Raw genomic sequence first — 13,357 nt, forward strand, 5'->3', positions numbered from 1 at the left:
CCAACGCCACACCAAAAAAGATCAGGGAGGGTGACGTGGTCACGCTCATCCACACGGCGGACTGGCAGATCGGCCGCCAGTTCGAGCCTTTCGGCCCAGAGGATGGCCCGATCCTGGCCGAAGCCCGCCTCGAAGTCGTCGCGCGCATCGCCCAGCTCGCCCGCGAGCGTGACGTGCACGCAGTGCTCGTCGCGGGCGACATCTTCGACGCCCAGGGGGTGTCCGACCGCACCATCCGGCGGCTCTTCGATGCGCTCAGCGGCTACCCAGGCCCTTGGGTGCTGCTGCCGGGAAACCACGACGCGGCGCTTGCCGAGAGCGTGTGGAGCCGCGCCCAGCGCCTGGGCGTCATCCCGCCGCACGTGCACCTGGCGCTGCAGCCGCAACCGCTGCGGCTGCCCACTCCAGGGGCCGCCGTGGGCGGGTTGGCCATCCTGCCCGCGCCGCTGACCCAGCGCCACACCTTTGAAGACCTCACCGCCTGGTTCGACGGGGCCGAAACCCCCGAAGGGTGGCTGCGCATCGGCCTGGCCCACGGTGCGGTACAGGGAGTGCTGCCCGACGACATCGACTCGCCCAACCCCATCGCTGCCGGGCGCGCCGACAGCGCCCGGCTGGACTACCTGGCGCTCGGGGACTGGCACGGCACCCTGCGCGTCAACGACCGCACCTGGTACAGCGGCACCCCAGAGCCCGATCGGTTTCGCGCCAACGACGCGGGCAACGTCCTTGAAGTCGCCTTGCCCGGCCCCGGTGCTGCCCCCATCGTCACCCCGTACCGCATCGCCCGCCACCCGTGGATCGCACTGCACGAGCGGCTCGACGTGGCCAGCGACGCCGATCGGCTCGCGCAGATGCTGGCCGAGCTGCCCGCGCAGGCGGTGGTGCAGCTGCGCCTGAGCGGGCGGCTGGACCTGGCCGCCCACGCCCGGCTGCAGCAGGCCGTACAGCGCGCGCAAGCGCGCGTGCGCGCGCTGCGCCTGGACAGCCGCGAGCTGCAACTGCAGCCCACCGACGCCGATCTGGCCGCGCTGCACGCCGACGGCTACCTCGGCGACGTGATCGCTGAGCTGCGCGAGCGCCAAAGCGGCGCCGAGGCCGAGATCGCCCGCACCGCGCTGGTGCTGCTGGCCGACATCCTGCGTGAAGAGGGAGGGGGACACCCGTGAAGTTGCGCGAACTGCGCGTGAGCCAGTGGCGGCGCTTTCGCGAGCCGCTGACGTTGACGTTTAGCGATGGCATCAACCTGCTGGCCGGCCCCAACGAAGCCGGCAAGAGCACGCTCGCCGGCGCCATCCGCACCGCCTTCTTCGAGCGCTACACCACGACCACCGTTGAACACTTGCGCCCCTGGGGCGACAGCGCCGCCTCGCCCGAGGTCGAGCTCGTCTTCGAGTGGGCCGGGCAAACGTGGCGACTCACCAAGCGGTTTCTGGGCAAGCGCCGCTGCGACCTGCGCGTCGGCACCCAGCACCACAGCAACGACGACGCCGAAAACCGCCTCGCCGCGTTGCTTGGCTACCACTACCCCGGCCGCGGCGCGAGCAAGCCCGAGCACTGGGGCGTGCCCGGCCTGCTGTGGGTGGAGCAGGGGCGCTTGCAGGAGCTCATGGAGCCGGTGGCGCACGCGAGCGACCGCATCCAAGCCGCCCTCGGGGCCGAACTCAGCGCCATGACCAGCAGCGTCGGCGACGCCGTGCTGCGCCGCATCGAGCAGCTGCGCGCCGAGCTGCTCACCGGCACCGGCGCGGCGCGCGGCGAACTCAAGGCCGCCGCCCAAGCGCGCGACACCCTGCGCGAAGAAGCGGCCAAACTGCAGCGCCAAGTCGCCCAATACCAGGCGGACGTCGACCAGCTCAGCCGCCTGCGCCAGGAAGAGGCGGCGGCGCAGGCCGAGCGCCCCGATCTCGCCCTGCAGCAAGCGCTGCAGGCGGCGCAACAGCAGCTCGCCCAGGTCGAGGCGTTGACCACCGAGCGTGACGCGTTGCAACGCAACCTCGACGCCCTGGCGCGCGAGCAGCCCCTGCTCGAACAGCGGCTTGGCCAGCTCGAGCAACTCGAGCGCGATGTCCAGCGCAGCCAGACCGAGCTGGCCCGTGAGCAAAGCCTGCGAGAGGCGCTGGGCGCCCAGCGCCAAACGCTGACCCAGCGCCTACACGACGCGCGCCAAGCGCTTGAGGCCCTGCGTGGCCGTCAAGCGCGCTGGCAGCAGCGGCAGCAGCGCCTGACCCTCGAACAACAACACCAGCAGGCACAAGCCGAACTCGAGCGGCTGCAAGCCGCCCACCAACGGGCCGTGCAGACCCACGAGACGCTGCTCGCCCTGCAGGCGCAGCTGCAGCGCCTGGCGTTGCCCGCCGGCGTGCTCGACGCCATCGTCGCGCGGCAAACCCGCCTGCGCGAGTTCGACATCCGGCTGCAAGCCGCCGCCACGCGGCTGCGCTACACCCTCGCCCCCGGTGTGACCGTTACGCTTGCGGACACCCGTCTGGAAGGCGAGGGCGAATGCCTCATCACCGCCGGGCAAACCTTGGACATCCCCGGTGTGGGGCGGCTGCACATCGAACCCGGTGGCAGCGATATCGCCGCCTTGACGCGCGAGCGTGAAGCCGCCGCGACCGAACTCGCCCAGCTGCTGCAACAGCACGGCCTGGCCGACGTCGCCCACGCCCAGCAGCGCGCGGCCCAGTGCCAGCAGCTCGAGACCCAGCTTGCCCACACCCGGCAGACGCTGCAGTGGCTCGCCCCCGGCGGGCTCGACGCCCTGGCGCAAGACGTGGCACGCGCGCAAACCGCCGTGGCCCAGCTGCGCCAGCGCCTGGACACGCTGCCCATGCCGGCGCACGACGAATCCGCCGACGCCGACGGCACCCCGATCGAAGCGCAGGTCGAACAAGCCAACCAGACCGTCGCGCAGCTCGAAGCGGCCGAACGGCTGCTGGCCCAACAACTCGTGGCCGCGGATGTGCGGCTCGAACAACTCGCCCAAGAGCGGCAACGGCTGCAGGCGGCCCTGACCCTGGCGCGCGACAGCGGCGAAGACCAGCAGGTGCGCCAGCGGCTGCACACCATCGCCGCCGAGCGCGCGGCACTCACGCAACGCTTGGCCGACCTCGGGGCGCAAATCGCTGCGCTGCAGCCGCAGGCGCTGCGGCAGGATATCGAGCGTTTGAGCCGCAGCCTCGAGACCCTGCGCACACAGGCCGCGCAGCGGCGCGACGCCATCGTGCGCTTGCAAACCAGGCTCGACACCCTGGGCGCGCAGGGGCTGGAAGAGCAATGGCAACAATGCCGCGCCCAGCTCGAAGCCGCCGAGCGCCGCCACCAGGAGCTCGACACCCGCGCGCGGGCGCTCGACCTGCTGCACAAGACACTCATCGCCAAGCGCGACGAGCGCAAGCGCCGCCTGCAGCAACCGCTGCTCGAGCGTATCCACCACTACCTGCGGCTGCTGTTTCCGGGCGCGCGCGCGACGCTGGACGACGCGCTGCTGCCGCAAGGCGTGGAGCGCGCTGGCGAGTACACCGCGCTGCTCGATCTGAGCTTTGGCGCGCAGGAGCAGCTCGGCCTCATCAGCCGGCTGGCCTACGCCGACTTGCTACAGGCCGCGGGACACCCCACGCTCATCATCCTGGACGACGCGCTCGTGCACAGCGACCGCCAGCGCCTGGCGCAGATGAAGCGCATCCTCTACGACGCCGCCCAGCGCCACCAGGTCATCCTACTGAGCTGCCACCCGGAAAACTGGATGGACGTGGGGGCCCACGTCGTGCAGCTCGATCGCATCATGGCGGTAACTCCAAATGGCAACGTTGCCAATGCGGCGGTTGACCCTATCGATGCGGCATACTTTGACGGACGACAGCATATTCAGGCGAGTTGAACAAACCCATGGCTGCACACCCCCTTCTCGATCCGACAACCCGTGTCGCATTGGCGGCTTACTTGCATGACATCGGCAAGTTTGCCGAGCGGGCCGGCGTGTTTGCGGATGATCCGCGGCTGGAAGTGAACTTGCAGCTCTATTCCCCTTATCACGCTGCCGGGAAATGGTTCAGCCATCGACACGCCGCTCACACCGCGCTGGCCATCGATCTGCTGGAGCGGCATTTGCCCGACATGCTGTTGGCGGACAGCTACCCGTTTGTCGGGCGGCAGAAACGCGGCGATGCGGCACTGTCTGAAGTTGAGCCCACCGACTCCCTGGTCAACGCCGCGGCCGCACACCACAGGCCCACCACCTTCCTGCAATGGATCATCGCCACCGCCGATCGGGTGGCGTCTGGTTTTGAGCGCGAGGAGTTTGACCAGTACAACGCATCCCGCGACGAGACCGAGACCGGTAAAAACCATTATCAAGCCCGGTTGCTGACGCTCTTCGAACAAATTCGTCCCGAGGCGCAGGGCGGGGCGCCTGGTGCGCGGGCGCTGCAGTGGCGATACCCGCTGGAGCCGCTGACGCCCGAGGCGATTTTTCCCAAGCTGGCAAAAGATTGCGAGCCGTCGGCCGACGGAGTTGCGCGGGAACAATACGCCCGCGTTTGGCGTTGGTTTACGCAGGCCATCGAAACGATTCCGCGCAGCCACCGTGCCCAACTGGCGCTGTGGTTTGACCACTTTGACAGCCTTTGGCTGGCCGCCGCGCACGCCATCCCTTCCGCCACGGCGTTCAACGTGCGGCCAGAGGTGTCGCTGTACGACCATTCGCGCACCACGGCCGCCCTTGCGGCCGCCCTGTGGCGTTGGCACGAAGCCCACCAACAAACCGACGAACGCGCCGCACAACGGCTGCGCGACCGCAGCGATTTCGACGAGCCCAAGCTGCTGCTCGTGCAAGGGGACTTTTTCGGCATACAGGATTTCATCTTTGCGGCGGGCGGGCAGACCCGGCGTCAAATCGCCAAGCTCCTTCGGGGGCGGTCGCTGCAGGTTTCGCTCTTTACCGAGGTGGCGGCGCTGCACGTGTTGGAAGCCCTGGGCCTGCCGTCCACCAGCATGGTGATCAACGCAGCGGGCAAGTTTTTGATTGTGGCCCCCAACACGGCCGACACACGTGAGGCTCTGAACCGCATCCGCGTCGAACTCAATCGGTGGTTCGAGCAACAAGCCTATGGTCTGGCCGGAATTGGCTTGGCGTGGGAACCTGCGGCCTGTCGCGACCTGCTGCGCAAGGCGCAATCCCCAGATGAACCGACCCCTTTCACGCGGATGTTGGAACGGCTGCACGCCAGTCTCGAGCGCGAGAAGTACCGCCGCTTCGACCTTGCGCAGCAGGGTGCCCAGGTCTTCTCCGATGCCGACTACTCCCATGGTCCTTGCGGCTGGAACGGGCGTTTGCCGGCTGACCGGACTGACACGTTGCCCGGCGGGGTAGAGATCGCCTCTTGCGCGCTGTCGCGTGACCAAATTGCCATTGGCGAGGCCATCGTCAAGGGGTATGACCGTCTCCTCGTGCTGGCCGACGGGATGCAAGACGCTTTGCAGGCGTCGGCAGACGTACGTTTGCTGGAAACCGAGCTGTTTGGCTACCGCCTTGCGTTCACGCGGGCGCAGGATGTCACCGGCCAATTCGGCAACTTGGTGGGGCAGGGGGCGCTGCGCCGCTGCTGGGACTACTCGCTGCCGGCGGCGGACGATAAAGGCGGCACACAACCGCTGTTTGGGGGATATGCGCGGCGCTTTGTCAGCGGCTACGTTCCGCGGGTGGGGCCAGATGAGCAATGGCCCGCGGGGAAATACCGCTTTGACGGTGGCGGCCGAGGTGATGGGGACGACCGTCGGGATGACGACGCCTTTCCGAAGCCCGGTGAACTGCGCACCCTGGACATGCTGGCATGCGAGGACCTTGCCCTCGACGCCGATGGGCAGTGGAAGGGCGTGGTGGCGCTGGCTGCCCTCAAGGGCGATATCGACGACCTCGGGGAGATCTTCCGTGTCGGCCTGGCGCAGCCCAGCTTTGCCAAGTGGGCCTCGTTGTCCCGCCAGGTCAACGCCTACTTTGCTATTTACCTGCCGTGGATGCTGGCGCGGGAGTTTCCCCACGTCTACACCGTCTTTGCCGGAGGGGACGACTTTTTCTTACTCGGGCCGTGGCAGACCATCCAGCGCTTGGTGCAGCGCATGCGCGAGACCTTTACGCAATATGTCGCCCACAATCCGGGCATTCACTTTTCGGTGGGCATCGTCAACATCAAACCCGGCGCACCCATACAGACATTGGCCGAGTCCGCCGAGGAAGCCCTGGCCCAGTCCAAACGCCGTGACGGCAAGGACGCCATCACCTGCTTTGGCGAGACGGTTGGCAACCGCGATTGGCCCCTTTTGCAGGACATGGCTGCCAAGCTCGACGAACTGCGGGCCGAACTGGGACTGCCCACCGCCTACGTGTACGGACTGCTGTCCTTTGTGGACATGGCCGAAGCCCAAGACAAAGGCGACGTCAAGGCCGCGATCTGGCGGGCGCGGCTGGCCTACCGCACACGCCGCCTGCTACAGCGCGAGGTCAAAGACGAAGCCGCACGCCGGGCTTGGCAGAACACCCTGATGCAACAGATTGCGGAAGACGGCATTGCCCGGCTGCGGGGGGCATACCGCATTCCGCTCTTCACCCATTTGTACCGTCACCGCGAGCATTGAAAGGAGGCCACATGAACATGCAGTACCGCGGCGCAACGCACTATGCGGGACGACCTTCACAAGACCGTAGGGGGGCTCCGGATGGGCAAAGGGATCGGGCGCCGACCGTTGACCTCAAAGACCTGCGGTTCGACGACAAGCTCAATCCCCAGCTCTTTTCCGATGTTGCGGAACGGATTGCGCAAGCAGTCGCCGCAGGGGCGAGCACGACCAAGAACAAGTCCTCGCAGCTACGCCGCTTCTACGACGAGTTCGTCATGTGGCAGGAAAAGGTCGGCAACTCCGAAGAGCGGTTCCAGCACTACCTGCCGTTCGTGATGATGCTCAAAGCCAAGGTCGCCTATGCCAAAGGGCGCGATCACGTCGATCAAAACTTTGAGGCCTTCCTGCGGCATCTGCTCGACCAATGCACCAGCGCCGAGCGCTTGCGCCTGGGCAAGCTGTTCTTCGAGGCCTTCATGGCGTTTTACAAGGTGTACAACAACAAATAAGGGGCCCCATCATGAGCCAACTCCAACTGCTGCGCATCGAGCGCCTGAGCGGCACCATCGAACTCCTGTCTGGCATGCGCATCGGTGCCAGCGAAGGGGAAATCCGCATCGGCGGTGTCGACAACCAAGTCATCCGTAACGCACACGACGAAGGTAAGCCCTACATCCCCGGCTCCAGCCTCAAAGGCAAGATCCGCAGCCTGCTCGAGTGGCGCAGCGGTGCCGTGCGTCCCGAGCCACTCGGCGTGGCCGACATGAAACAGCACCCCAACCGTCCGCTCGTGCGCGACATCCTGCAGCTCTTCGGCGTCGGGGGTGGCGATCAGTTGAGCGAAGCACAAGCGGCCGAGCTGGGCCCGACGCGCCTGTCCTTCTGGGATGCGCCACTCAAGCCCGAGTGGGTGAGGCGTATCAAAGACGACAACCTTCTGCTCACAGAGGTCAAAACCGAGAACCGCATCGACCGCATCAGAGGGGTGGCAGAACACCCGCGCCAAACCGAGCGTGTGCCGGCTGGCGCGCTGTTCGAGTTTCGCCTCTCCATCAAAGTCCTCAACATCGACCGCAACGACGGGGCAGACCTGCGGCGGGTTGTGCTGCAGGGCATGCGGCTGCTGGAGCTCGACAGCCTGGGGGGCTCCGGTTCGCGCGGCTACGGCAAGGTCAAGTTCCGCGACCTGCAGCTCGATGGGCGCGACATCCAGGCCGAGTTTGACCAAATCGACCCCTTCGCCGCATGAAAACGCTGCTCGTCACGCTGCGGCCCCTCACGCCCTTCGGCACCCCGATGGCGGGCGACACGATGTTCGGGCATCTCTGCTGGGCGTTGCGATTGCGGCACGGTGAAGCCGCCTTGCGCGCGGCGCTGGAGGGCTACACCGCCGACCGGCCGTTCCTCGTCGTGTCGGACGGGTTTCCGTCCGGCTATTTGCCGCGTCCCACGCTGCCCACCACGGCCTCGGTGCAGCCGGCGCTGGATCCCAGAATTCGCAAGGAAGAACGGCGCAAACGCTGGTTGCCGCTGTCGGGTGTCCAACAGCCGTTGCGGCAGTGGCTGGGGTTGGCCGCGGATGTCTCCATCAGCCGCGATACGGCCCGCACGCAAAACACCATCAACCGCCTCACCGGCACCACAGGGAGCGGACTCTTTGCGCCGCGACAGCTTGCACTGCGGGGGTACGCCCCGGGCGCGTGCGTCGACGTTCACCTCGTTTACGACCCGCAGCGCATCCGTGCCGAGGACGTCCAGCGGCTGCTGGCCGATGTCGGTGCCACCGGGTTTGGGCGTGACGCCTCCACCGGGCTCGGCAAATTCGACGTCGTCTCCGTCACGGAAAAAACAGCGCCGCCCGCCTCCCGCTACTTCATGACCGTGGCACCGTGTGCGCCCGACCCCGCAGTGCTGCAAACCGAACTGTGTCGCTGGCTGCCCGTCACCCGCTTTGGCCGCCATGGCGGCAGTGCGGCACTCGGCGGCGGTGGTGGACCCTTCAAGCGGCCGATTCTCTTGGCTGCAACGGGTGCAGTGTGGGCCGCGCACGGGGATTGGACCTTGCCCTTTTTCGGTCGCGGGCTGGGGGGCGATCAACAGCGGATCTCGGGTGCACTGCCTGCCACCGTCCATCAAGGCTACGCGCCCGTGCAACCCTTGTACGCTGAATCCACGATATGAACAGCGCCCTTCGAACCGAACGCATCGCGCTGGCGGTCACGCCACTGAGCCCCGTGCACGTGGGCTGTGGCGAAGATTTCGTCCCCACTGGCTACGTCATGCAAGACGGCTGGCTCTACGCCTTCGATCCGGCGGCTATCCCGCTGACGGATGACGACCGCCAAGACCTGCTCGCGCGCGCCAATCGCCCGGGGGCCGACGCCATCCTGGCCGTTCAGCGGTTCTTTGCCGAACGCGCCCGGCTGTGTATGGCCACCGCGAGGTTGGCGATACCGGTTGCGCCGGCTGTCCAGCGGGAGTATGAAGACCGTGTGGGCCGCACCGCGGCCGTACAAGGCGGCGGAAAGACCATCGTCAACCAGCTCTCCATCGAGCGAACGGCCCATCACCCCCACACCGGGGTGCCCTACCTGCCTGGCTCCAGCATCAAAGGGGCCATCCGCACCGCGTGGCTCAACCAACTCAACGCGGGAGCGGCCGCGGGTGGCGATGGAAATGCCAAGCAACTGGAAACGCGCTTGCTCCAAGGAGCATTCCACACCGATCCCTTCCGCTTCCTGGCCGTCTCGGACGCCATGGGCGAGGACGTTTTATCGGAAATCGTCTTCAGCACCAATCACAAAAAGCGTCTGGTCCTATCCAAAAGCGGCGAACCCCGGGCCGCCAAAGGTCCCACGACGCGGCGAGAGGCCATCGTTGCGGCGCAGTATGCGGCCCTGGTGACCGACGTCACGATCCAACAGCCGCAAATGAAGCACGCCCCTGGCGAACTCCCCGTGCCCGAGAGTCGCTTGACGGGATGGCGCTCGGTGGCCGGGGCCTGCAACGCTTACTACCTGCCGCGGCTGAAGGCGGAACTGGATCTGTTGGAAGAACGGTGCCTGGCGGCACCGCAGTGGATACAGCGTGTGCGCCAGCTCCTGCGCCAACTCGAAGCGCCTCTTGCCGCGGGGGATGCCGTGTTGCTGCGCATCGGACGCCACAGCGGATTTGAGAACGTCACGCTCGATGGTGTGCGGCAGCTCAAGACCGGCGGTAAGACCTCCACCACCCTATGGCTCGCCGCCCGCGAAGAAAACGCCCGCAGCGAGATGCTGCCCTTTGGATGGGTGCTGCTGCACCGTCAAGGCCAGCCGCTGCCAGCACTGCGACAGTGGTGCGACAACCAGCCCAAACCGGACGTCACGGTCGCCCGGCAGCAGCTGCGCCAGTTGCGCGAAGCGCTCCAAGCGCAACGTGTCGCAGCCGAACAGGCCGAGGCCGAACGGCGCACCGCTGCGCAGCGCGCGCAAGAGGCCGCGGAGCAGGAGGCCGCGCGGCTTGCCGCCCTCACCCCCCAGGGTCGGGAGGTTGAAGCATTGCGCAAGCAGTTGCTCGGCCACACCGCGGCGCGCAAGCAACCCGTGAGCGGGCAGCTCTACCAAATCACCCGCGCCCTCATCCAGCGTGCGGAGCAGGACAGCGCCTGGTCCGCCGAGGATAAAGCCGCGCTGGCCCAGCTGCTCACTACCCTGGTGCCAGAGAAAATCGACCTCGCCGGCAAAGCCAAGGAAATCCGCCAGGCCGCACAACGACTCGGCGCATCCACATGACCGACGCATCGCCGCCTTCCAGCACGGTCCCCGTGCCGATCGCCCGCTACCGATTCACGGTAACCGTCAGCGACGACCTGCTCTTGCCGGAATACGCTGGCAGCCTCCTGCGGGGCATCTTCGGTGCGGCGCTGCGCCGCTTGTGCTGCATGACCGGTATGCCGCAGTGCCCGCCGTGTCCGCTGTACCAAACCTGCCCCTATCCCGCGATCTTCGAGGCGCCTCCGCGGGCCACGTCACTGCCGCAGCATTTCAACCAGGTGGCCAACCCCTACGTGATCGAGCCTCCGGCCCCCGGCAGACGGCGACTACAGCGTGGTGAAACCCTGGCGTTTCACATGGTGCTCGTCGGGGCCGACACCCTGCGCAACCTTCCCCTTATCATCCATGCTTGGCAGCGCGCGCTCGCACATGGCTTGGGCCCGCGCCGGATCCCCGCGGCGCTACAGACCGTCCACTGGTCCGGGGAACGCGAGTCCGTCAGCGTCTGGTCGGCCGGTCAAGCGCGGGTCACGGAACACGACGCCGGGCTGTATGTTCCGGCTTATCCACCCGCGGAAACGGGTGAGGTATGCCTGGACATCGAAACACCGATGCGCCTGCAGCACAACGGCAAACCCCTGCCCGCAGCGGCGCTCAGCCCGCGTGCGTTGCTGCTGACTGCCGCGCGCCGTATCACCTTGTTGCAGGATCTCTACCTTGGCAGCAAAATCGAGGGACTTCCGCCTGTTGGCCAACTACTGCAAGCCATTCCGGCAATTACGGACGACCGCAGTCAGCTGCAGTGGCGCGACTGGACCCGTTACTCCTCGCGCCAGAAGCAAGAAATGACACTCGGCGGCGTCGTTGGCCGGTGGCGCTTGAGTGGCAACGTTGCCGTCATGTGGCCGTGGTTGTGGCTGTGCCAGTGGCTACACATCGGCAAGAACGCCACGATGGGAATGGGGGGGTACCGGTTGATATCATTATGATCACTTTTCAGAAAGCCCTGGCGCGCCACAGAAAAATTCGCAAGCGTGTTGCCAAGACGTTGAATGTTAACGTATATTCGACGGTCTGCAGTTAGACCGAAGCCCTGAAATCAAAGGGATTGAGACGCCTATGTCGGCAGCTACCACATACAGACCTGTCGGTTAGACCGAAGCCCTGAAATCAAAGGGATTGAGACACGAGCAAAGGTATCGTTTGTTTATAAAGACGTGGTTAGACCGAAGCCCTGAAATCAAAGGGATTGAGACCCTGAGAGTATGCGCGATATACCGCGAGCGGACCGTTAGACCGAAGCCCTGAAATCAAAGGGATTGAGACTCATGCTCCAAAGTATACTTGGTCTATTGATGATGTTAGACCGAAGCCCTGAAATCAAAGGGATTGAGACCCCAATCACCGGAACATCCACCTCTTTCAGATCGTTAGACCGAAGCCCTGAAATCAAAGGGATTGAGACGTCCTGGATATAGGCCAGCGCTTTATACCAGTCAGTTAGACCGAAGCCCTGAAATCAAAGGGATTGAGACTTTTCCCCGGCTACTGTTATCTCTTTAAAATACGGTTAGACCGAAGCCCTGAAATCAAAGGGATTGAGACCTATATCGTTAATATCTTTTAATGATACCAAATTTGTTAGACCGAAGCCCTGAAATCAAAGGGATTGAGACAGGAAGATCTGTTCTTTGTTTTCTAAGAGTATATTGTTAGACCGAAGCCCTGAAATCAAAGGGATTGAGACGCGTTGAGCGGCATGACGTTGGCAGCGGACATTTGTTAGACCGAAGCCCTGAAATCAAAGGGATTGAGACCCATGTCTTTGCTCCTATTGAACCGTTGTTAACTGTTAGACCGAAGCCCTGAAATCAAAGGGATTGAGACTCGCCGTCATTGCTCGTCCTCGACGTCGTCAGAAGTTAGACCGAAGCCCTGAAATCAAAGGGATTGAGACCGTCCGGGCGAACCGCCATTCGCCCTCGTAATTGTTAGACCGAAGCCCTGAAATCAAAGGGATTGAGACCGGTCGATGTTGCCGATTGCAAATTCATGGAGTGTTAGACCGAAGCCCTGAAATCAAAGGGATTGAGACCCAGTACACACGATCTCCCACCACGATCCATTGCACGTTAGACCGAAGCCCTGAAATCAAAGGGATTGAGACATCGCCGAAGCCGCTTAGACGACGCGGCTCGGCCAGTTAGACCGAAGCCCTGAAATTAAAGGGATTGAGACTGGTCCACTTCGTCGCGCCCGTCCCGTCGGATTCATAGGTTAGACCGAAGCCTTGAAATCAAAGGGGTTGAGGCGAGGGGACAATGTGACACAATGTCACAATGTCCCCTTTAGACCGAAGTCCTGAAATCAAAGGGGTTGAGGCGATGGACATTGTGACATCGTGTCACAATGTCCACGGTTAGGCCGATGCCCTGAAATCGAAGAGATTGAGACAATGGAACAATGTGACGCGATGCCGCGTTGTTCTGGTTTGGTCGATGTCCTGACATCAAAAGGATTGGTCGGTGCTGATATGGGGTCGGCGGCGATGGGTTTGGCGGCGACGTTGCCGGGTCGCGCAGGCTGTACGGGTACGAGTTCTGTTGGCCGAAGTGGCAACGTTGTCGTTTGGGTGTCGCGGTCCGGGTGGCGGTATATTGGTTGCGTCAGTCGATGTTCTGCGGTGAGTTCACCATGACGCAGCGGTCTCTCTATCTGTTCTGTTACGACGTTTCGTGCTCGCGTCGGCGGCGGCGGGTGCAGCGCTTGTTGGCGACGTATCGGGTCGAGGGGCAGAAGTCGGTGTTTGAGTGTCTGATGACGTTGGCCGAGGTGGCCGACGCCGTTGAGCAGTTGCGTCGGTTGATTGATCCGCAGACGGATCGGGTGCATGTGATTGCGCTCGATCCGCGCCTGCCGCGCGAGGGGTTGGGTCGCGGGCAGCCGTGGCAGGGTGGGCCCCACGTGGTGGCGTAGTGGAGGTG

The 13,357-nt window shown here is 64.6% G+C and carries 9 protein-coding genes and 1 CRISPR repeat array; all 9 genes read left to right on the forward strand.

Going from position 1 to position 13,357, the window contains the following annotated elements:
• Positions 1 to 35: 35 nt before the first annotated feature.
• The 9 genes from LCC91_RS00115 to cas2 all read left to right on the forward strand — a co-directional run bounded on the left by LCC91_RS00115 (position 36) and on the right by cas2 (position 13,349).
• Positions 36 to 1,169, forward strand: coding sequence for a metallophosphoesterase family protein (locus LCC91_RS00115; protein WP_043702600.1), 1,134 nt, complete (start codon positions 36 to 38; stop codon positions 1,167 to 1,169).
• Positions 1,166 to 3,883 (forward strand): AAA family ATPase, encoded by a 2,718-nt coding sequence (locus LCC91_RS00120; RefSeq protein WP_052231688.1) that lies wholly within the window; start codon positions 1,166 to 1,168, stop codon positions 3,881 to 3,883. The genes LCC91_RS00115 and LCC91_RS00120 overlap by 4 nt, the downstream gene beginning before the upstream one ends.
• A complete protein-coding gene (gene cas10 / locus LCC91_RS00125) occupies positions 3,880 to 6,636 on the forward strand; it encodes a type III-A CRISPR-associated protein Cas10/Csm1 (RefSeq protein ID WP_224440967.1) in 2,757 nt (918 codons plus the stop codon). Before LCC91_RS00120 ends, cas10 begins: the two co-directional genes overlap by 4 nt.
• 11 nt (positions 6,637 to 6,647) lie before the next feature.
• Positions 6,648 to 7,127 (forward strand): type III-A CRISPR-associated protein Csm2, encoded by a 480-nt coding sequence (csm2, locus tag LCC91_RS00130; protein WP_143898309.1) that lies wholly within the window; start codon positions 6,648 to 6,650, stop codon positions 7,125 to 7,127.
• 11 nt (positions 7,128 to 7,138) lie between these two features.
• Positions 7,139 to 7,867 carry a type III-A CRISPR-associated RAMP protein Csm3 gene (gene csm3, locus LCC91_RS00135; RefSeq protein ID WP_043702716.1) on the forward strand — a complete coding sequence of 243 codons (729 nt, stop codon included), beginning with the start codon at positions 7,139 to 7,141 and terminating at the stop codon, positions 7,865 to 7,867.
• On the forward strand, positions 7,864 to 8,799 hold the full coding sequence (gene csm4 / locus LCC91_RS00140; protein WP_143898311.1) for a type III-A CRISPR-associated RAMP protein Csm4: 936 nt from the start codon (positions 7,864 to 7,866) through the stop codon (positions 8,797 to 8,799). Before csm3 ends, csm4 begins: the two co-directional genes overlap by 4 nt.
• Entirely contained in the window at positions 8,796 to 10,391 is a 1,596-nt protein-coding gene (locus LCC91_RS00145) for an RAMP superfamily CRISPR-associated protein (RefSeq protein ID WP_143898313.1), read from the forward strand. The genes csm4 and LCC91_RS00145 overlap by 4 nt, the downstream gene beginning before the upstream one ends.
• Positions 10,388 to 11,362: a CRISPR system precrRNA processing endoribonuclease RAMP protein Cas6 gene (gene cas6 / locus LCC91_RS00150; protein WP_143898315.1), complete on the forward strand. Its 975-nt coding sequence runs from the start codon at positions 10,388 to 10,390 to the stop codon at positions 11,360 to 11,362. The genes LCC91_RS00145 and cas6 overlap by 4 nt, the downstream gene beginning before the upstream one ends.
• A gap of 90 nt (positions 11,363 to 11,452) precedes the next feature.
• A CRISPR array of direct repeats spans positions 11,453 to 12,827; the repeat unit is 36 nt; unit sequence GTTAGACCGAAGCCCTGAAATCAAAGGGATTGAGAC.
• Between the two features lie 240 nt (positions 12,828 to 13,067).
• Positions 13,068 to 13,349, forward strand: a complete 282-nt coding sequence (gene cas2 / locus LCC91_RS00155) for a CRISPR-associated endonuclease Cas2 (RefSeq protein WP_143898317.1) — start codon at positions 13,068 to 13,070, stop codon at positions 13,347 to 13,349.
• Positions 13,350 to 13,357 lie beyond the last annotated feature (8 nt).

Source organism: Tepidimonas taiwanensis (genome assembly GCF_020162115.1).
Classification (GTDB): Bacteria; Pseudomonadota; Gammaproteobacteria; order Burkholderiales; family Burkholderiaceae_C; genus Tepidimonas; species Tepidimonas taiwanensis.